Here is a 19,575-nt window from a genome sequence, read left to right as displayed (position 1 = left end):
TTACTCAATAAAAAGATTATGACACTCTTTCATCATAAACTCCATATAATCCAATGTATCTTTACGCCTTTCCACAATGGAACGATAGTAGGACTTTTTAATACCTTGTCTATTTCTCAACGCTTCTTTAATAATCTTATGGTATTTTTCTGGGGCTTTTCGTAATACATATTCACCTGCACCAGCTTTAGATATAATATCCTTTTCGATAAATGTATAATATAGACGAGAAACTCCCAAAACTCCCCACTCAATCATATTTATACTAAAATATAAACCTATGTATTTAATAGAAGGAAATCTTCTGCAATCATTCATCCAACCAAGCCAATAAGTATTAAGATTATGCCGCATATTAGGAATTAAAATATTCCAATCTACTGTATAAATATTTTCTTCGAGTTTTTCTCCTTTTATAAGGACTCCATATTTTTGTAATTGAAAAGCATCGATTGAGTTTTTATCAAAGGCTGTAAAGCCATGGAACTTTCCATCATTAAAGCGAATACTAGTAACTTTTCTTTTGTTTATAGTTACAAAATCCTCTTTCATTATATAAAACCCATCTAAAATTGTTTCAGGAAATTTACTTTGAATACTTTTATGAATTTCTTTCAGCAATTTTAGTTCTGACTCTGTTAATCTCCGTTTAATAATTGCAATAAAATCAATATCACTACATCCATCCTTAAATGCTCCTAATGAGATGGAGCCATAAAGATAATAGGTTTCAAGTAAATCGGGTAATTTCTTTTCAAGCAGCTGAAAATACTTATCTAAAACCGGCTGTGTTTTTGCGGGGACATTATTCATTTTTTATCTCCACTCCCTTTTGATTACATTCAATAAGAAACCCCGAAAAAATTTCTAATTCGGGGCTTATTATTCCTTTTACCTCTTATCTTGGTTTTTCTTCGATGTTCCTTTACTAGCTCGCTTGAATTCTTTTTGATATAAGACCTCTTGCGTTGAAGACAATCCATTATCCTTCGTCGTTAGTTGCTCAACAGGTGTTTTATTTTCCTTCATTTCGGACACTCCTTTCGTTTTTCATCATTAGCTTTTCCATAGTGACGATTGATATTCTAATAATTAAAATATAGGTGACGCATAAAATTGTTTTCCTTAATATAAACATTACAACAGAAATTTACCTTTTACATACTGTATAAAGTAATCTCTTGTTTCTTGGTGAGGGAGTATTTCTACAACATGGTATGGATCTAGAAATGCGATGTTACTTATTTCATTGTCTTGCGAGATAAGTGAGTTGGACCCTCCCATAAATTCTACGAGAAACATCGTTGTTACCTGTTTGTCGTATCCTATTTTTTCTTTAAGCTCATCTGGAAAATCAAAGTTAATTTTTTGATCAAACTCCTTGATAATTTTGTATTCGATCGAACCTGTTTCTTCCTGCAACTCACGTAACAGCGCATCTTTGTAATCCTTATCGCTTTTTTCTACCTTCCCTTTTACAAAGTCCCATTCCCCTTGAATGTTCTGTTTGCCATCTATCGTATTTATATTCGTTTTATGTACAACTAAAAATTTGTCTTTTTGAAAAACTATTGCACCGACTGCTTTTCTAATCATTGACGCTCCATCTCCCGATGCGATAAATCTCCTTCTAAGACGATATTGTTTTTATTACCAGTTAACTCGATAATGGTCAGGCTAGTATCATGTATAAAAGGAGGTTCCCATAATTTTTCTAATGGATAATTTTTAAAGTAAGCTAATAATGTTTTAATAACAACAGAATGAGTCACAATTAGAATATTTCCTGCACTATGTTTGTCTTGTATGGAATTAATGGCATTCAGTACTCTTTTATGAAGCATTGCAAAACTTTCTCCATTTAATGGCTTATATAAATGTGGCGTATTCCAAAAGGCGTCATATTCAATTGGATATTTTTGCTCTATGTCGGTTAAAGTTTGACCTTCCCATATTCCCATATTTATTTCTCTTAAATTTTCATCGAGAATAATTGGGATTTCTCTTTCGCCTTTAATTAAATTAGCAGTTGTAATAGTTCTTTTACTAGGACTTGTATAAATCACATCTAATTTTATCTCTTTCATCCTATCTCCTAAAGAAACTGCATTAGAAATTCCATTCTCGGTTAAATCGGAATCACTCCAACCTTGCATTCTCTTTTGTGTATTCCATACTGTTTCACCGTGCCTAGTTATATACAAAGTTAGCATAAATGATCTCCTCATTAATCCTTATTATATTAGCAAATTAATAAATGTTTTTAAGCCATGTCATTATACGAATTATGTGAAATGGCTCAAACAAACTAACAATGAACAGAATAATAAAAAAAGAGGTGAGAGATATGAATTTCATATTTCCTTTTTCCTTTTTTGAAATAGCTATATAACTAAATATAACTCCTATAAATAAAAAAATAGCCCCTATAAGTACAAGAAGTTCAGAATATCCATCTATTAACCAATTTGCTCCCAAAGAAATCAATCCTAAGACGATAAAGAAAATCGACCATTTACTGAATAACTTCTTCATATACACCCCTCCAAATGATTTCATGATAATGTATTAGTATCCTCTTTAGCATAGGAACTTTTAGTAAATTAATATGTTTCTACCGCATAATCTATCACTTTGTCTTCATCATTAAACCAAATGACTAAGTATGAACCATCCATCCTTATCCACCCTAACTCAAGACCAAGAAGATATGAAACTACATTCTCATTAGTATGAAGCTGATTTTCATCAGGCGTCCCTAAAAGCTTTTGAATGTCCTCTTTTGACTTACCTACTATCTCATTTTCATCTAAAAAGTCATAGACAATATACACTCGATCATCCGGTTCATTTATCCATTTTTCTATCGTAAAATTTAACTTTTCTTCATTTTTTCCTAACAATCCTACTAAAAAAAGTGGCGGAATGATACAAAGTATAGCAATAACTACTAATAAATTTTTGCTTTTTCGCTCATTCTTCAAGTAGCTATATTTCCAAAGAATAAATAATAATAACAAAAGGAAAATAGGTGGTAAAAGAACTGCAGAAAGACTTAATACGCTATAGGTGGAATAAAATAAAATGATGAATATAGTCAGTCCGAAAAAAAGAAATATATACAAAAAACTACTGGTAGTTAATATACCTAATGCTAAACTTTTCTTAATCAATTTTTCACCTCCATCTCACTATTAATGCTAGTCCCAATTATTTAAAAAACTGTGCGATTGTTCTTGGTATTAAAAGAATGAAATCCATAATCGTCAATGAATTACCGATTTTATCTAACTTTTCATCAAAAGGATCTTTATACTCCTGTGGATTTACTATTGTATCGCCTTGAATGGGCTCATTACCGTCTTTAAATTGGATACGAATAGAATTACCGCTTTCCAAATCGGCAGAATCCATTACTTGAAAATGAATATGAGGTTCAGATGAATTACCTGAATTACCGCATTTTCCAATAAGCTGCCCCTCCCTTACAACATCTCCGGCTTTTACTAATATAGTATTCTTTTTAAAATGAGCAATCATACTAAACTCTTTATTGGCATGTTCTATGACCACATAATTGCCTGCTGGATTATTTGTATCCATTTCACCAGGTACATTATCTTTTAGTCCATCCACTACTTTTGCGATTTTTCCATCTCCCGGAGCGACTACAGCTTCATCAAATGCATAGAAGTCCTTATTTTCCGTTTGTGTATTTCTATAAGACAAACCCTCCTGTATTTTCACTAGATCATAAGCATAACGCTGGCTTTCATAGGGATAATGATAATTGATAAATTCATTGGCTCCACCCCAAAACACCAACCATTCCCCTTTTACTGGCATTGTGTACAAATTGGATGTATAACGATTATCAGTCTGTTCATAGGTTATAAATGGCTTTAAATATAAACGTTGAATAGTTTTGCGCTCATCAAAAAATACGGAGATTGCCTTTTCTTTTTTGTTGTCTAACCAAATATAATGGGTCATGTTTTGAAAAGCTGATGAAAATTCAATTTGATAATTATGAACGCCATTATTAAAAGTAGATGCTAATTCAATGAATTGTTCTAAAGAAATTATTTGTTGAAAGTCTTTTGAAGTACAAAAATAAATATTTTCATACGCTCCGTTCAAAAACATTGTTCCAAAATCCTCAAGATTGTCTAAACTAACATACAATTGTAAAACCTCCAAATCTCTCCAAAAAGCTTCTTTAAGATTTACTACGAAATTATAGTTGGAAAGTTTCATAGAAGAGTATTTTGTATGATATGATTATGAATATTAGTTAACCTGAAAACATAATTAGTTAACATATGCATTTTATTTTGGGGGAAAAATTATGTATACGCTAAGAGGTCATCATCTTTTTTGCCTTTTGGGCTATCGGGGAATAGGCTATTCGAAAGAATATGCGGAAAACATGACACGTCTTCATCAAACATTGAGGAATAATCCGAAGACGATGATTAGACTTGTAAATGGTCCCGATGAATTATGTGAAAAGTATCCAAACACAGCGGAATATCACTGCCAAAACGATGATATATACAAAAGAGATGCTGCTATTTTAAGTAAATTAGGACTAAAAATTGGACAAATTCTAAGTTGGGCGGAAATTGAATCTAATGTTCGAAATTACATCGTTCCTTCCGACATTCAAACCGTATGTGTAACTTGTTCCTGGCGTGCATATGGAGTTTGTGAAGAAGGCATTAAAGAATCTATTGAAGGGAAAGGGTTAAGGAAAATTAAATAACCCCTCCCTTTTAGTAATCTTATTAACAACTATTATTTTCTAAGCAAAGAGTCACTTTTCTCTTTTTCCATTAATCCTATTATTTTATCCAATTTCTTTTCTACTTCATTCAGTTGAGAATTTTTCACCTGTTGATTTACAAGTAATCTTCTTATAAATAGTTAAAAAGAAATTACAAATAAAATGACTAATCCTAATACGATAACTTGATATAATGCATCAGCTAAACTGAACATTGAAACATCCCCCTTTTTATAAATGCTTAAAAAACTATCATCCTAATCCTTTAAACCTTGGCCATCTAGGATTTTTGGTATATATTTTTCTACTCTTGACGCACGAGTCTTAGCTTGTTTGGCTTCTGAAAAATAAAAAATATATTGTCTTTGTCTGCCGGGAGTCAAATCTTCAAAAGCAGTTTTCAAGCCAGGAATCTCTTCGAATTTGTGTTGCAGTTCTTCCGGAATTTCATATTCTGCATGTTTTTTTAACTCTACTTTCAAACCAGCTTTTTCCACTTCAATGGCCTCAAGAATATAATCTTTCAAAATCGTTTCCATACCAACGATTTCTTGGACATTGGTAAACCTTATTTGGCGTGCTGCCTGGACATTCTCAGTTTGTTGGATTAGAATCTCACGTTCGTCCTTTAATAAGGCACCTTTGTGAAATAGAATCGCACAATATTCTTTAAATCCATGGATTAACAATATATTTTTATTGTCTAATGTGTAACAAGGATGCATCCACTTATAGTCTTCGGTTAGCTCACAATCAAGGATAATACTTCTCAACTGCTCGTATTCTTCCTTCCACTTTGTAGCCTTACTTAAAAATTCATCAACCTTTGGGTTCAATTTACTATTTGTCATAAAGGAACACTCCCCTTCTAATAATTAGGTCGACGTATTTACAAAAAAACTACGATGGTACAAATCAAAGAAAAAGTAAATCCGACGCTCCAAACGCAACCTAACACTTTTTGATTATGTATATCTTTTCCTAATTTTAGTTTTTCTAAAAGTTGGACTAAATTTAGAAACCAAAGTATCGCAAACAACGGTGTTGCGATAAAATAAATAAAATCCATTAGATCACCTATTTCTCATTTTATTATTTACTCAAACATTAGTATTTTCGGATCTTTTTGATAGCAATGAACGAGCATAGCATGTAATTGTCCTCTATGATGATACATATGTGCTAGTACTTCTAGCAGCCACTCAAATTTTGTATAAGTCAAACCCCAATAGGAAGTTGTTTCTCTTTCCAATTCTTCCTTCGATAATTGCATTACATTATTTTCTAATGCTTTGAAGTTTGTGCGTAAATCCTCTTTTAAGGCGTCTAATGTTTTGTAGGAAACGTTCGAATAATAATTTTCCATTTCTTCTTTTGTTGCGCCATTGGAAATTCGCCAATCCGCTTCGCAAATCCCTGCGATATGTTCTAATAATTCCCCGATTGACTGCTTATTAGCAGTAGGTCTTTTTTGTAAATCAGCCTCTTCTAATTTGTCTATCATTTCAATGATTGTTTTTACAGCTACTTCTATTTGATGTAACACAGCTTCAATATGCATAAGTTCCTCTTTCTTCTAACATTTATTGCTCGTTTAATTGATTCATGGCATCATAAATTTTATTTGTTGTTACTTCATTTCCATCTACATAGTATACTAATATGTTTTGAATAGCGTATATTTTATGACTCACTAATTCTGCGGTTGCTGTTTTTTCTTCAAAATCAAGCATTCCTTTTTCTCGTTCCTGTTCATTTGAAAATAAATAGATAGAAAGAATCTTTCCATCTATAAAATATACGATTGGATTAACGTTGTTTAATTGTTGGATAAAGACATTGTCACTTGGTAAATCTGATTCTTCTAATTTCAATCCTTTTTCCGTAAGCTTATTTTCAATTTGTTCTATAGTAATTTGATCCATGTTTGGATGATCTTCATTACTTTGTAATTGACTACAAGCACCGAGAACAGAAATGATTAATATTAAAAACAATCGTTTTATGACCAAATACACACCCCCTTGCTCCTGCATAAGAATAATTTCTAACATCATATGCAGTAACAAAAATAGCGATAAATGCTTATGGCATCAACATCTGACATACTTGCGTTTAAAACCAAGCTTCCCTCTATCCAGTTCTTTTTGAATACTTTCGCTTGCATTTAGAAAACTATTTTTTTTGTTTTCTCGTTTCATTTCTACCACACCCATCTCTTTCGCCGTCTCGACTGCTTTTTTGTGGAGCGGCACGTAAGAGATACCTACCGTGTATACAAAATTATTCATGGCAGATTTCGTTCTTTCAGGTGAATCATGAATCGTATTTTTCACTATATCAAGCATTTTAGAAATCTTGCTTTCAGAAAACTCCACATCTTTTCGGTTTCCTAAAAGCCAACAGTAGCAGCTCCACCCCGCCGACATTCTTAGCTCGTCACCACTTGCGATCCATTTATCCGAAACCTCTTGTGCAATATCTGACTCTGATAATGTAACGGCTACTACATAATCGGACAGCATATAAAAATACGCCGCATCTATCCAACGTTCATAATCCGACTCAGTCATCCCTTTTGGGTCAGCAATAATGCCTGCAAAGTACATAGCATCATAATTACCAGTGGCATATAGCTCTTCTGCTAAAGGCTGATCTATTCTTATTTTCTTTGCGATTGGCTTCATAGCGCCTGTAGCCACACCAAATAATGGTTCATGAGCTCCATTGGACATATACATTTTTTTCATTCGTTCCTTGCCAAGAGCTTCTAGCTCCTGCATAACCATTTCTAAATTCATTGTTCAGCACTTCCTTTTCAAGAATTTTTTTCTATAATTTTCGCTTATTTAACACAATACCATTATCCTATAACAGACGACTACTTGTCAGCAAAACTACCGTCTAAGTTAGTACAAAAGAGGGATAAAATAAAAGGAAGAAACTATTTTGTAGAATTAATAAGGAGGAAAAGGAAAGTGGAATAAAATAAGGAAGCTCTATGTTATGAAGGGCGGCTTCCTTATAGTTAGGAATCTAAAGTATTACACCCGCAAATTCACCTTTTAGCACTTCTTTTTCATGTTGATTGGTACATATAAAAGACGCCATAATAGCTGTTCTATTATTCTTGTTTTCTTGCTTTTCGTATTGTTCGATTTTTACTTCACAAATAATGGTATCACCTGTAAACACAGGTCTTAAAAACTCAAAATTCATTGTACGGGCCAACACATTATGATCTCCCCCCACTTTTGTTGGCAAAGTTGCTGTTAGTAACCCTTGAACTACTAGTCTTCCTTGTTCATCTGGAGTTAGATGATGAATTCCTTCGTCCCCTGAGATTTCTGTAAATAATTCCACATCTCTCTGTGTGAAAGCGCGTTCAAAAGAAATTACATCTCCTACTTTTAGCGACATACTAATCTCTCCTTTACATTTTCCATTCTCTTGGTTTTATATTTTTTTCCATCCATTCCTTCGCTGGTGCCTTGTACGGAGCGGTTGCCATTAAATGATTATCTTGCCAGCTTGCTGCTCCTGAACGAATCATTTCTTCTAACAAGATCGGAATAAATTCCTCCGGCTGCACTTGAAAAGAGTAGCGTGCAAAATCTTGAAACCAGCCACACTGCATTAGATAATCATCTATTTCTTCTTTGGCCAATCCATTTTTCATTATTAAAGTGAATGAAAAAATTCGTTTGCAGGCATGCCATGAAATTTTCTCCGGCGCCTTTATCCATTTTTCAAACCGTTTTCTTGCCACATCAATAGACAACCCGGGATTCTCTATTTGAGGTCCATGCCCTGAATAAGCCCTTTCAATGCGTAACTTGGACAACTGCTCCAAACTTTCCAAAGATCGTTGAATAGCTGAAACACCTTCTCGAAAGATATTTAACCAGCCAATATCATTATGGTGAAAGAGATCACCGCAAATTAATATTTTCTCTTCTGGTTCGAATAGAGAAATATGCCCTAATGTATGTCCTGGGGTGTGTAGGACTTGTAATCTTCTGCTCCCTGTATGAATCTCATCATTGTTCCAGAGTTTTCTATCGACTCGATATGGTTCTACCGGTTGATCTAGCCACTCCGCACTAAAAGCTTCCGAGTCACTAGCATTAATTAATTCTGCCTCCCATTTGTGGGCAGCAATCGGAATACCATAATTTCGCTGAAGATGAAAATTGCCTCCTACATGATCGCTATGATAGTGTGTGTTCACGATAAGATGTAATTGGTCTGGTGAGACGCCAGCTTCTTTTATTAAATGCATCGTATCTTGTATATCACTACCAAAACCTGTATCAATAAGAATTGGGAATTCATCCTCAATAAGGACCATATTTGCACTAGGAAACTTTCGTTCAAAGAAAATAATCTCGGATTTTTTCAAAAGCTATTCCCCGCCTTTTCATTGATTGAGCGTTCACTCAATTTTATTATACATGATTACTGATTATTTTGAATTAAACATTTTATACATTTAGCGTTGCAACAAAAAAGATCATCCGTTTCTATCAAGTAATTCTTTCAATCGAAAAATTCCATATATGCTTTTTCTTGTTTATAATAATCGATTCTATCTTGTAATGTACCTGTATGAAACTCAAACTTATGACCATCTGGATCAGTAAAATAAATAGACTTCTTGTCTCTTTCATCTCTTGGACGACTGGGCAAAATATTTACCTTCAATTCTTTCAGTTTCTCGTACATTTGATCAAATTCAGCTGCATCAATGGAAAAAGCTATATGTGTATAGGATTGATGTATTTCATTTCGCGGTATATCTTTCTCTTCATTGAGTGCAATCCACATACCATTTAAATCTAGATACGCAGTAGATTTACCTTTTACTAACAATTTAGCTTCCAATACATTTTTGTAAAAATCAATGGAAATATCTAAGTCCGAAACTGAAAATAAAAAATGATTAAGACCTTTTATGGACACTTTTATCACCTCAAAATTTATTTCTCAACAAATATAGATATAGATATTATCAAACTAGTTGCAAATAATAAATACGCTATCTGAATAATTATGTACATGAAAAATTCATAAAAAGATAGCTTTCTTTGTTTCTTAGCGTCTCCCAAATAGCGCATATAAAAAGCGGAAGTAATAACTAATACTCCTATCGAAATAGCACGTAAAATATCTGCAAAGATCAACTCCTTTACCATTACTACGAATAGGCAAAAATAAAGTTTCGAAAATTTCAAAATACACCACACTAAGTAACAGGGACTTGCAATCTTTTTTATTTGCCCATCCTTCTTTTATTGTAAATAGTATGGGGTAAATTCCAGTTAAAATAGACCGATAGTATTCTCAAAATAACGATGACGATTAAGAGAACAAACGTGAAATATGGGCCTTGTATCCAATCTAATCCAATGACAAGGCCTACTAATACTGCCCAAAAAGCATAAATGCCAGAAGAAAAAATCATCGGTTTTCGACCTGCGAACAAGTCTCTTAACATCCCACCCCCTGTACCTGTCATGCAAGCTGCAATGATTACTACGATTAATGGGGCCTCTATAGATACACCATAATTTGCACCTTGAATGGCGAATGCAGCCAAACCAATGGCATCAAAAAACACCACACAATTTTTCCACTTATGAATCCATCGATTCGGTAATAAATAAACAATCGTAATAGACAAAAATGCAATTTCAAATAAATGACCTTGTAACCAAAAGTTTTCAATTGGTATGCCGATTAATAGATTACGTATAAGTCCGCCCCCAAATGCAGTAGTAAAGCCTAAAACATAAATACCAAAAAGATCATAATCCTCTTCTTTTGCTATAAGCACGCCACTAATAGCAAAAGCAATCGTGCCAATAGCGTTCAGAATATCCCATGTCAAAGCAATTCTTCCTTTCTCAACAGTTTCCATTAATCGCAAAAGAGTCGTTCAAATAGGAAACATTGAACGACTCTACTGGTTTATTCTTGCATATTATATTTATAATACCCAAAAATAGTTCTCTTAAACTAATTCCAATGTATAATGGGCTGTAAGAAAAGTTTTATTCTTCTCAATTTTTCTAAAATAGGAATACTGGAGGTGGAAGGTCATACAGAAGAAATCTCTTACATTGTTAGGAGTCATAGTGGCTTGGGTTATTATACTTTCTTTTTTGTTTGTCCATTCTCAACACAAAGAATTGACATTGGCTGAAAGTATGGCAGAAACTAAAAAGGAACAGCAGAAAATGGAATCACTCTTAACAGAAATACAGCAATCATTAGAGCATCAAAATTATGATGAAGTAGGATTGTCCTTTTCTTTTCAAGAACATTTACTTACCGTACAGGTTAAAGATCAAGCATTTTTAGATCAAAACGAGAAGAAAATAAAAGCACTTATTAATGATATTGCGAAAGAAAAAAAGATAGATTCCTTTAAAATTCAATTAGAATCCTTGGAGACCTACCATGCTATAAGTGAAGAAGACAAAAAATTAAATGATTTAGTAAATGAAGTTTCCAAAATCGTATCTGAATCATTGCATGAAAAAGGATATTACATAAATGCGATGATGATTGATCCAAGAACCCCTAATCCATCTATTGAGATAAGAATAGAGGAAACTGAAGAATATTATGACAAAGTGAAAGATGATATCCAACAACTTGTATCCAATGCGGTTTTCTCCAAAACAAAAATCAACTTTCAAGTAAAAATAACAAGAAAAAGTGAGAATGATATAAGAGACGAAAAGTGGCAACCGATTTTTAGTACAATTAGAGAAGAGACTGAAAAAAAGTTTGAAGAATATGAAGGGTTTGCATACTCATTCCATCCAGAACCATTGCAAATTATTATAAAAACCGACTTACAGAAATCAAAATGGCCTTGGAATTCCAATAAAAAAGCGAAGCAGATTGTAAAATATGTAGATGAAATAATTGAACTCAAAAGGGAAGAATTATCAGTAGAAGTTTTACCATATAAAGTTATTATAAGAGGTAAAAATAATAAGCAAGTGAATGAAAGCTCAGTGCGAAATTGAACTGAGCTTTTTCCTATATATTTGTAAACTAGATTTACTTATCAGTTAACCAAGATTTGAAGTAATCTATGAACTTTTTCGTGGCAGGAGCAAGGGAGTTAAAGGAAGTAACGGCAATACCAAGTGTCCGATAATGCTCTCCTTTTAACTGAAGGATTCGAACATTGTTAGGAACCCGATGTAAAACCATTTCCGGGAGTATACTGATTCCCATCCCATTTTCAACCATTGAAATAATGGCTTGGTCATCTGTAAGTTCAAATTTAATAAAAGGTGTTATTTTGCTTTCTTTTAAGATTCGTAATAAATCATTATCACTTCCTTTTTTCGACTTAATGAGCGGCTCTTCCTTGATCATCTCAAAACTAATCTCTTTTTGTTTAGCAAGCGGGTGTGCTTCTGAAACTATACAGAGCATTCTATCTTTTATTAAAGGCATTACTTCAAAGTTTTGCAAAGTTGGAAGTGATACAAAGCCAAAATCAACTAGACCTGTTGAGATCCAATGCTCGACATCATCATAATCCCCTTCCATTAGTTTGATCTCGATAGCTGGGTGATGTTCATTAAATTTTTTCATAATTTCTGGTAGCCAATGAATCGACACACTCGAAATCGTTCCAATCCTTACTGTACCCACTTCCAGACCATTAATATTGGCGATTTCTTGAACCATTTCTTCATTCCACTTTAGAATTTCACGTATGTACTGTAAGATACGTTCTCCGTTACTCGTCAATTGAATACCCGCACGTCCTCGATTAAGTAAAGAAAATCCACATTCCGATTCCAAACTAGCAATGGCATGGCTTACAGCAGATTGCGTTAATCCAAGTGTTTCACCAGCTTTCGTTAGACTCCCAATTTCTACAACAGCACTAAATACTTCAAACTTCGCTAGAGACAATTTTAGCCCTCCCTTTACATTAATTTATTTCATGTAAATATTTAAAAACATTCATTTTTCTAATCTTCATCTTACATTTATACTAATGAATAATCAATTTGTAATAGGGATGGTGACTAAAAATGAATCAGTTTAAACTGTTCGGAAACTTGAGTAGATGGAACACCCAATCGAAAGCAGATTTCATGATGTTGATTGTTACGATGTTATGGGGTTCATCCTATTTGTTTATGCAGATGGGACTGGATTCTCTACAAGCGTTCAACTTAATAGCACTACGTTTTGGCATAGCCTTTATATTAGCTGGGCTTATCTTTTACAAACGTTTAATTCGTATAGATTTTAAAACGTTATTCTATGGGTTTATATTAGGAACCATTTTGTTTTTAGTAATTTCAGTTGTAACGATTGGTTTAAAATTTACAACCATTTCAAATACAGGGTTTTTATTTAGTCTCTCTGTTATTTTTGTCCCTTTATTATTAGCGCTGTTTTTCAAAATAAAACCGGAGAAAAAAGTCATTTATGGTGTGACTATCGCTTTTATAGGAATTGCCCTTTTAACATTGAATGGCGAATTAAAGATAAATTCTGGCGACTACCTCATTATATTGGGAGCAATCTTTTATGCCGTCCAGATCATCGTTACAGATAAGTTAACGAAAAATGTGGATTCCATCACCCTAGGGATTATCCAACTAGGGGTTACAGGCGCATGGGGCTTACTATTTTCATTGTTTATCGAAAAGCCGCATCTTCCTAGCACAACTAAATCATGGATAGCAATCATGGCATTAAGTATTCTATGTAGTGCCATTGGATTTATCGGTCAAGCGGTAGCGCAAAAACATACTACTGCCACACATACAGGTCTCATATTTTCAATGGAACCAGTTTTCGCAGCCATTTTTGCCTTCATTTTCGTCGGTGAAACACTTCCTGGAAAAGGATATATAGGAGCTATCCTCATTTTAGTAGGTGTCTTAGCTGCAGAATTCAATTTTAAAAACCCATTTATGAGAAAAAGATTTAACAAAACAGTGGATAGTTCGGAAGCCTAGTTTATTAGAAAAAAGGGCTGTCCTGAAAGAGAGTTACTTACTCACTTTTTGGACAGCCTATCATAACTGTTATATTAAATTAGGTTTATGTTTATTTTCCATTTTATTATCGAATTTTTGCTTTTTTCCTTTTAAAGCCAATTTTTTTAATAGCGGCAAAAGATAAAAGTCGATTCCGAATTTACCTGAATTTGCTCCAGCTACAAAGATTAAAAAGCCTAATAGTATGTCGATTGGATTGTGTGAAATAGCTCCTGCCATTAGGAAGGAAAAGTTCATAACCATTCCAAAGAATGCTGCAGCTGAAGTTAAACAGCCAACCATTAAACCTAAACCTACTAAAAATTCTCCCCAAGGTACCATTACATTTATAATATGCACATTTGGCAATGTGAACGTTTCTAAAAAAGTTGTATAAAAACCAAAAACACTATTTCCATCTGGCCCCATTACAGGATTATTAATGGCATTTGTAATAAAACCACTAGCATCAAATTGACCGCCTGTTATTTTCCCCCAGCCAGCAGTAAGGAAACCAAACCCTAAATAAAGTCTTAAGATGGTAAGAATGGAAGCAGCAATATTATTATTTCTCCACCAATTGTTTAACATAATATATCTTCCTTTCAAATTTGTTTTACAAGTACACAATATCATGTGCAAACGCTTTCTGTATTAGCGTTTAGAGCTCATTCATTGTTCTGTAATAATCTTATGACTTATTTTCGAATTCGGTCTTATTTATACAAACTTTATTCTAATAATACTTTTAATCTAATAGGTATTTCACACAAATGTTTGTGTACTTCCTAAACGCAAAGAAGAAGCTATGATTAAATTTGATAGCTTCTTTTTGAGGACTCTACTTAGTTATGGTTATATGATATTTTAGCGATTTCTTCAATTACTTCTGTTGTTTTTGCCGGGTTTTCTACGACTAGAAGATGAGTGCAGTTTTCAAAAGGTACTACTTTGGCTTGAGGAATTTTGGATGCTAAATAATCAGCAGTTTCTTTTGAATAGAGCGTGCTCTTCTCTCCATACACAATTTGCGTAGGAACCGTAATATTTGGCAGTACATCGCGGAAATCTGCAACTGCCATCGCATGCCACATCGCAGATAGAATATGTGGAGTGTTATTATTAATTACTAATTCAAGTTGCTCGTTCATAAGATCATCTGTTAAATAAGGCACAGCGATTTTGAAAAATGGCTTCGCAAATTCACTAAAATCCTCATTGATAACTGTAAGGTCGTTTAGCGAATCTTCTCTTGTATATTTTCCATGATACAGTCCAAGATTCCAATCTCCTTCATTGACTAATTTGGGAGTCATATCGAATATGGAAAGGGATTTTAATCTATGTACACCAAAGTTTCTTACATATTCGAATGTAGTAGATCCTCCCATCGAATGTCCTACTAAGGTGACATCCTGAAGATTTAAATGTTCCATCAATTCCTCCAAATCAGTCGCAAATCGTTTTAAGGATAACCCTTTTTCCGGACGATCTGAAGTACCATGCCCTCTCAAATCAACAGAGATCACGTGATAGTTTTTGCTCAATTCATCGAACGATTGATCGAATGCCGTGTGATCCGCAGACCAACCATGGACTAATATGATTGTATTGCCCTCCCCTTGTTGCTTATAAAACAATTTCACTCCATCACTTGCTTCAAATAAAGCCATTTCCCTTCCTCCCTTTGCTTATTGAAATACTTTTGCCACTATTATTTATTGTAGTATTCTAAATTATCAAATACAATTTATTGAATCGCTCATACATAGATTCATATGGAAGTTAGTTTTATGATTGAAAATCCCACAAATCTATTCAACAATTACAGAGAATAAGCAAATGAATTAGAAATAGAGCTCAGTTGTGATTTTACACTGAGCTTTTTTAATGACATTATGATGAATTAAGTATTATTGGAGCTTATTTCGAGCAACGGAAGGGATATCCTTCAGTTGGACTTCTTCCCAAGATTTTACGAAAGTTCTTTTGGTATCTACTTTTAAGTATGCCCCCTCACGTAATTGTTTACTGGCAGTGAAAGCAATTTGTACTTTCTTGCCATCTTCATTAATTCCTTCTAAAGTGTATTCGTATGTTTGTGAATCTATCTTTTCTCCAATTTGATCAATTTTTACGAAAACATCTTTTTGGGGAATAAAAGGATTTAACATGTCTGCAAGCTCGTTCTTAACAAAGAGGGACAAAGACAATATGAGTATAACTGCAACAACTAGGGTTCCAATTGCTATCTTTACCACTTTCATTCTAAAATTCCTCCTTCTTTTCTCCTTATGTACATATTACAAGTACGAGAAAATATTAGCCTTCGATTATGGTTACAAATTAAACAGAGAAGTGACAATATTGTCACTTTCTCAGCTTATCGTAAAAAATAGGAAAAGGAACATAGAATTCAGTGGCAGTTTTTCAATTATAGTTTGCTTCAGATTTATTTTTTATATTGTGAGATAGCAAGCGATACCTGTTATATGAATAAAAATTCTACTCGATCAACTTTTTATTTTTAATCACCATTATACTGACGACTAATAGAAGCAAACCGGAAAAAGCAAATACTATTCGAACGCCAAGTAAATCTACCAATACTCCCATAAGTAAAGAAGAAACTCCAAATACACCTGTCACTACTGTACCCATCGATGTATAGACAGTTACTAGTTTGTCAGTTGAAACACTTCGTTGCACAATAGTTTGCTGAGGTATATTTTTTAATTGAGAACTTAGACCAATAAATACCGATAATACCAATGCCACTATCGGGTGGCTAGTCACACCAAACAATATCGTCAGTATACCGCAAAAAAACGCACCGAAAATTATAAATTGGAATTTATATTGATCGACAATATGAGGAAACTTTATACAATAAAAACTACCTAGTAGCAGCCCTATAAAAAACACGCCATTAATAAGACCCCACCATTGTTCGCCAACATGTAGTGCCTGCTCCACAAATACATATAAAATGGCGGCAATCCATACAGTTCCAGCAATTGTTTCCAAAATGTCCATTTGAACTAATTTTCTCAATATCGGACTTGATCTAATACTTTTCCAGCCTGCTGTAAGCTGGGACCATAACTTCTTCTCTTTCTCTCCTACATGATGTACATTTTCAATAAAGAACAAAAATACACAACTCAACACAAATAATAAACTAACAAGCCATATTAATTGTGTAGGACTTAAAGCAAATAACAATAGTCCTCCAAAAAGCCAGGCCCCTATTTGAATCATTTGCGTAATGGACTCTACAATGCTATTTGCTCTCACAAGCTGATTATCTTCCACATAATAAGGTAGAAAACTACTCAATATGGGATTTGCACAACCGTCTAAAAAAGCTATACAAACAATAAGAAAAAAGATGTAGTAGTAGTTCGTATCGTTTAAAAACAGTAAAACAAAAACACCTAAACCTGCAAGCAATATTGTTTTACCGATTTGTGAGCTTAACAATATCGTTTTTAACCGCCATTTCCCAATTGCTAAAGGCGTCAAAATGCTAGAAATGAACATGGCAGAAGTAATCGAAAACGGCACAAATGCCGATACAGTTGCTGAACCAGTTAACTGATACAAAATACTAATCGTGCTAACAATATAAAATACATCACCAAGATTGGCTACAGACTGACCAAGCAGTAAGAAAAGAAAATTTTTATTAACTTTCATCATTATCCCCCATTTATTAAATCACATTTTTTTGCGTGTGATTTAATGGGGTTAAATTGGACGATTCATTTGCATAACTCCTTTACCATTTGGCAAGCAGAAGAAACTTCGGGGGATTAAAATTTCTTCATCCGCTTGCAACATATTTTATAGAGTAAAATATCAGTTCTTATTTATAGAGAAAAATATCAATTTATTAATGCGTGACATTTCAAGCGGTGCACACAACTTTATAAAAACGGCTCACAGCCATTGATGTCTCACTCCAAGTAAACTTTGTTATTTTAGGAATTAGTCGCTTTCAAGTGTGATTTGGTTGCTTTCATGTTGATTTAGTTGCCTTGGGAATGAGATTAGTTGCTCTCACTGACCAATTACTTGCCCTAATCCATTTACTGGATTCCCACAATTGAAAAACTAGATAATATTTGTTGTTTTTAGCAAATCGACATTGTTAATAAAGCAATTAAGTCTATTATCCTTAATCTACCATACGTTTTCGATAAACAACGACAGTCAATGCAAAGATAGCAATAATCCAAACAGCGATAATACCTAGGTTTGGAAGCACTTGAACTAAACTTGCTCCTAGTTCTACTTCTTCTGCCAGCTCAATTAGTCGGATATTCGGTAAAAATTCCGCCACCTTTAATATTGGATACTTTTCTGTCCATGCAGTTACAAATGACCCCATCGTGAATATCCCAATAACCGGAAGCACAATCACAGATGATTCCATGACAGATTTTGCTACAAGTCCTAATAACGTCCCCATTCCAATATAAAATAAGGTTGATAAAACAACAGCCAATGCTACAATCGCCATATTCGCCGGTCTATATTCGGATAAATAAGCACTAAAAAACACAACAACAATCGTTAATACGAACGTTAATAAACTTTTCCCACTAAGAATTTCGAGTGTACTTGCCGGTGATAACATAAGTCCTCGTAACGTGTTCTTCTCTTTTTCTTCTGCTATTAAACAACATTGCACATATGTCCCTACCATCGCAAAGGCCATATTAATATTCATAAAATGGGTTTGAATCAAATCGATTCCCATCCGCCCATATATTGCCGCCAAAATAATAGGTAAAAAAATGATGATGGATACAGCTGAGTTTCTTGAAAAATCTTTAAAATCTTTTTGAAGTATTGCGTTCACACGCTTCCATGAAAATGTCATACTAATTCCCCTCCCGTTACTTTCACAAAAATATCTCCTAATGTTGGCTCATTGGAATGTACTGTTACTACACGGTTTTCTTTCATTAGTTGGTACATTTCTTCTGCTCCTGCTGCATCTTTACAGAGTTGTATTTTTTCTTCATTCGTAAGTTCCACCGTAATGGTAGCATCCGCATATTGCTTCTTTAACTTGCTTGGTTGATCGAGCAAGCGGATTTTTCCTTTATTTAAAAAGGCAACGCGATTACACAGTGTATCTGCTTCTTGCATATCATGTGTCGTTAAAAAGATGGTCGTACCTTTTTTATTGAGCGCACGCAATCCTTCATATATATGAAGTGTATTCACAGGATCCAGTGCAGATGTTGGTTCATCTAAAAATAGAAGCTCAGGTTCATGAAGAATTGCCCTAGCCAACACGACACGCTGTGTCATCCCTTTTGATAAAGTAGACACTTTTTTCTTGCTTTCTTCTTTTAAATTAACGAATCCTAGCGCCTCATCAATTTTAGAAAGTGGGAGGTCATATAGCTCGCAATACAATTTTAAATTTTCATAAATGGTCAATCTTCCATAAAGGCCACTATTATCGGTTAATACACCAAAACGTTTGCGAGCTTTCGGATTTTTTAAATGGGAAACATTTTCACCAAAAACAAATGCTTCTCCTTCTGTCGGATCTAGTTGACCAGTTAATATTTTAATAGTAGTTGTTTTTCCCGATCCACTTGGACCAAGAAAGCCAAAAATTTCTCCTTTTTTTACTTCAAAATCGACTCCCTCAATCGCCTTAAAATTAGCAAAGTATTTTGCTAAACCTTTTACTTCAATCGCGTTTTCCATTTTCATCCTCCTAAATTGTTAGTTGCC

26 protein-coding genes are annotated in these 19,575 nt (G+C 33.8%); 3 read left to right on the top strand and 23 right to left on the bottom strand.

Annotated elements, in window-relative coordinates; all coding sequences use genetic code 11:
* The 7 genes from ACIQ38_RS05945 to ACIQ38_RS05915 form a co-directional block, all read right to left on the bottom strand.
* Positions 1–813 (bottom strand): aminoglycoside adenylyltransferase domain-containing protein, encoded by an 813-nt coding sequence (locus tag ACIQ38_RS05945; protein WP_402819345.1) that lies wholly within the window; start codon positions 811–813, stop codon positions 1–3.
* A 78-nt stretch (positions 814–891) separates the two neighbouring features.
* A complete protein-coding gene (locus tag ACIQ38_RS05940; RefSeq protein WP_402819342.1) occupies positions 892–1,029 on the bottom strand; it encodes a YfhE family protein in 138 nt (45 codons plus the stop codon).
* A 108-nt stretch (positions 1,030–1,137) separates the two neighbouring features.
* On the bottom strand, positions 1,138–1,596 hold the full coding sequence (locus ACIQ38_RS05935; RefSeq protein ID WP_402819339.1) for an NUDIX domain-containing protein: 459 nt from the start codon (positions 1,594–1,596) through the stop codon (positions 1,138–1,140).
* Positions 1,593–2,213 carry a histidine phosphatase family protein gene (locus ACIQ38_RS05930; RefSeq protein ID WP_402819336.1) on the bottom strand — a complete coding sequence of 207 codons (621 nt, stop codon included), beginning with the start codon at positions 2,211–2,213 and terminating at the stop codon, positions 1,593–1,595. Before ACIQ38_RS05930 ends, ACIQ38_RS05935 begins: the two co-directional genes overlap by 4 nt.
* Before the next feature lie 37 nt (positions 2,214–2,250).
* Positions 2,251–2,535, bottom strand: a complete 285-nt coding sequence (locus ACIQ38_RS05925; protein WP_402819333.1) for a hypothetical protein — start codon at positions 2,533–2,535, stop codon at positions 2,251–2,253.
* Positions 2,536–2,603: 68 nt separating this feature from the next.
* Positions 2,604–3,173, bottom strand: coding sequence for a hypothetical protein (locus tag ACIQ38_RS05920; RefSeq protein WP_402819330.1), 570 nt, complete (start codon positions 3,171–3,173; stop codon positions 2,604–2,606).
* Positions 3,174–3,210: 37 nt separating this feature from the next.
* On the bottom strand, positions 3,211–4,185 hold the full coding sequence (locus ACIQ38_RS05915; protein WP_402819327.1) for a M23 family metallopeptidase: 975 nt from the start codon (positions 4,183–4,185) through the stop codon (positions 3,211–3,213).
* Between the two features lie 163 nt (positions 4,186–4,348).
* Between ACIQ38_RS05915 and ACIQ38_RS05910 the strand changes: the two genes are divergently transcribed.
* Positions 4,349–4,765 carry a DUF1284 domain-containing protein gene (locus ACIQ38_RS05910; RefSeq protein WP_402819324.1) on the top strand — a complete coding sequence of 139 codons (417 nt, stop codon included), beginning with the start codon at positions 4,349–4,351 and terminating at the stop codon, positions 4,763–4,765.
* Positions 4,766–4,797: 32 nt separating this feature from the next.
* On the opposite strand, the gene ACIQ38_RS05905 is transcribed toward ACIQ38_RS05910, so the two are convergent.
* From ACIQ38_RS05905 to ACIQ38_RS05865, 9 genes are all read right to left on the bottom strand, one after another.
* Positions 4,798–4,920 carry a DUF4083 family protein gene (locus ACIQ38_RS05905; RefSeq protein ID WP_402819639.1) on the bottom strand — a complete coding sequence of 41 codons (123 nt, stop codon included), beginning with the start codon at positions 4,918–4,920 and terminating at the stop codon, positions 4,798–4,800.
* A gap of 123 nt (positions 4,921–5,043) precedes the next feature.
* Positions 5,044–5,637, bottom strand: a complete 594-nt coding sequence (locus ACIQ38_RS05900; protein ID WP_402819321.1) for a YdeI/OmpD-associated family protein — start codon at positions 5,635–5,637, stop codon at positions 5,044–5,046.
* 245 nt (positions 5,638–5,882) lie between these two features.
* Positions 5,883–6,347 (bottom strand): DinB family protein, encoded by a 465-nt coding sequence (locus tag ACIQ38_RS05895; protein WP_402819318.1) that lies wholly within the window; start codon positions 6,345–6,347, stop codon positions 5,883–5,885.
* Positions 6,348–6,369: 22 nt separating this feature from the next.
* Complete coding sequence (locus ACIQ38_RS05890) at positions 6,370–6,798, bottom strand: hypothetical protein (RefSeq protein ID WP_402819315.1); 429 nt, start codon at positions 6,796–6,798, stop codon at positions 6,370–6,372.
* A gap of 81 nt (positions 6,799–6,879) precedes the next feature.
* Positions 6,880–7,587: a DNA alkylation repair protein gene (locus ACIQ38_RS05885; protein ID WP_402819312.1), complete on the bottom strand. Its 708-nt coding sequence runs from the start codon at positions 7,585–7,587 to the stop codon at positions 6,880–6,882.
* A gap of 235 nt (positions 7,588–7,822) precedes the next feature.
* The gene (locus ACIQ38_RS05880; RefSeq protein ID WP_402819310.1) at positions 7,823–8,206 is read right to left on the bottom strand and encodes an FAS1-like dehydratase domain-containing protein; all 384 of its coding nucleotides are present in this window, start codon (positions 8,204–8,206) and stop codon (positions 7,823–7,825) included.
* 13 nt (positions 8,207–8,219) lie between these two features.
* Positions 8,220–9,188, bottom strand: coding sequence for an MBL fold metallo-hydrolase (locus ACIQ38_RS05875; RefSeq protein WP_402819307.1), 969 nt, complete (start codon positions 9,186–9,188; stop codon positions 8,220–8,222).
* A 137-nt stretch (positions 9,189–9,325) separates the two neighbouring features.
* Positions 9,326–9,748: a FosM family fosfomycin resistance protein gene (fosM, locus tag ACIQ38_RS05870; protein WP_402819305.1), complete on the bottom strand. Its 423-nt coding sequence runs from the start codon at positions 9,746–9,748 to the stop codon at positions 9,326–9,328.
* Between the two features lie 310 nt (positions 9,749–10,058).
* Positions 10,059–10,676: a trimeric intracellular cation channel family protein gene (locus ACIQ38_RS05865; protein WP_402819302.1), complete on the bottom strand. Its 618-nt coding sequence runs from the start codon at positions 10,674–10,676 to the stop codon at positions 10,059–10,061.
* Positions 10,677–10,923: 247 nt separating this feature from the next.
* Between ACIQ38_RS05865 and ACIQ38_RS05860 the strand changes: the two genes are divergently transcribed.
* Entirely contained in the window at positions 10,924–11,826 is a 903-nt protein-coding gene (locus ACIQ38_RS05860; RefSeq protein ID WP_402819299.1) for a hypothetical protein, read from the top strand.
* Between the two features lie 34 nt (positions 11,827–11,860).
* Here ACIQ38_RS05860 and ACIQ38_RS05855 read toward each other — a convergent pair whose 3' ends face one another.
* Positions 11,861–12,733, bottom strand: coding sequence for a LysR family transcriptional regulator (locus ACIQ38_RS05855; protein ID WP_402819296.1), 873 nt, complete (start codon positions 12,731–12,733; stop codon positions 11,861–11,863).
* Positions 12,734–12,855: 122 nt separating this feature from the next.
* On the opposite strand from ACIQ38_RS05855, the gene ACIQ38_RS05850 reads away from it, so the two are divergent.
* Positions 12,856–13,794 carry a DMT family transporter gene (locus tag ACIQ38_RS05850; RefSeq protein ID WP_402819293.1) on the top strand — a complete coding sequence of 313 codons (939 nt, stop codon included), beginning with the start codon at positions 12,856–12,858 and terminating at the stop codon, positions 13,792–13,794.
* A gap of 69 nt (positions 13,795–13,863) precedes the next feature.
* Here the strand turns inward: ACIQ38_RS05850 and ACIQ38_RS05845 are convergent, their stop codons facing one another.
* The 6 genes from ACIQ38_RS05845 to ACIQ38_RS05820 form a co-directional block, all read right to left on the bottom strand.
* Positions 13,864–14,406, bottom strand: a complete 543-nt coding sequence (locus ACIQ38_RS05845) for a DoxX family protein (protein ID WP_402819290.1) — start codon at positions 14,404–14,406, stop codon at positions 13,864–13,866.
* Positions 14,407–14,660: 254 nt separating this feature from the next.
* Positions 14,661–15,488 (bottom strand): alpha/beta fold hydrolase, encoded by an 828-nt coding sequence (locus ACIQ38_RS05840; protein ID WP_402819287.1) that lies wholly within the window; start codon positions 15,486–15,488, stop codon positions 14,661–14,663.
* A 240-nt stretch (positions 15,489–15,728) separates the two neighbouring features.
* A complete protein-coding gene (locus tag ACIQ38_RS05835; protein WP_402819285.1) occupies positions 15,729–16,082 on the bottom strand; it encodes a YxeA family protein in 354 nt (117 codons plus the stop codon).
* A 238-nt stretch (positions 16,083–16,320) separates the two neighbouring features.
* Positions 16,321–17,514 (bottom strand): MFS transporter, encoded by a 1,194-nt coding sequence (locus tag ACIQ38_RS05830; RefSeq protein ID WP_402819282.1) that lies wholly within the window; start codon positions 17,512–17,514, stop codon positions 16,321–16,323.
* Positions 17,515–17,995: 481 nt separating this feature from the next.
* A complete protein-coding gene (locus tag ACIQ38_RS05825; RefSeq protein WP_402819279.1) occupies positions 17,996–18,703 on the bottom strand; it encodes an ABC transporter permease in 708 nt (235 codons plus the stop codon).
* Positions 18,700–19,548 carry an ABC transporter ATP-binding protein gene (locus ACIQ38_RS05820; protein ID WP_402819276.1) on the bottom strand — a complete coding sequence of 283 codons (849 nt, stop codon included), beginning with the start codon at positions 19,546–19,548 and terminating at the stop codon, positions 18,700–18,702. Before ACIQ38_RS05820 ends, ACIQ38_RS05825 begins: the two co-directional genes overlap by 4 nt.
* Between the last annotated feature and the right edge of the window lie 27 nt (positions 19,549–19,575).

It is taken from the genome of Psychrobacillus sp. NPDC096389, from assembly GCF_044762855.1.
Classification (GTDB): Bacteria; Bacillota; Bacilli; order Bacillales_A; family Planococcaceae; genus Psychrobacillus.
The sequence above is the reverse complement of the archived record's forward strand: the minus strand, read 5'-3'. Positions and strand labels throughout refer to the sequence as shown.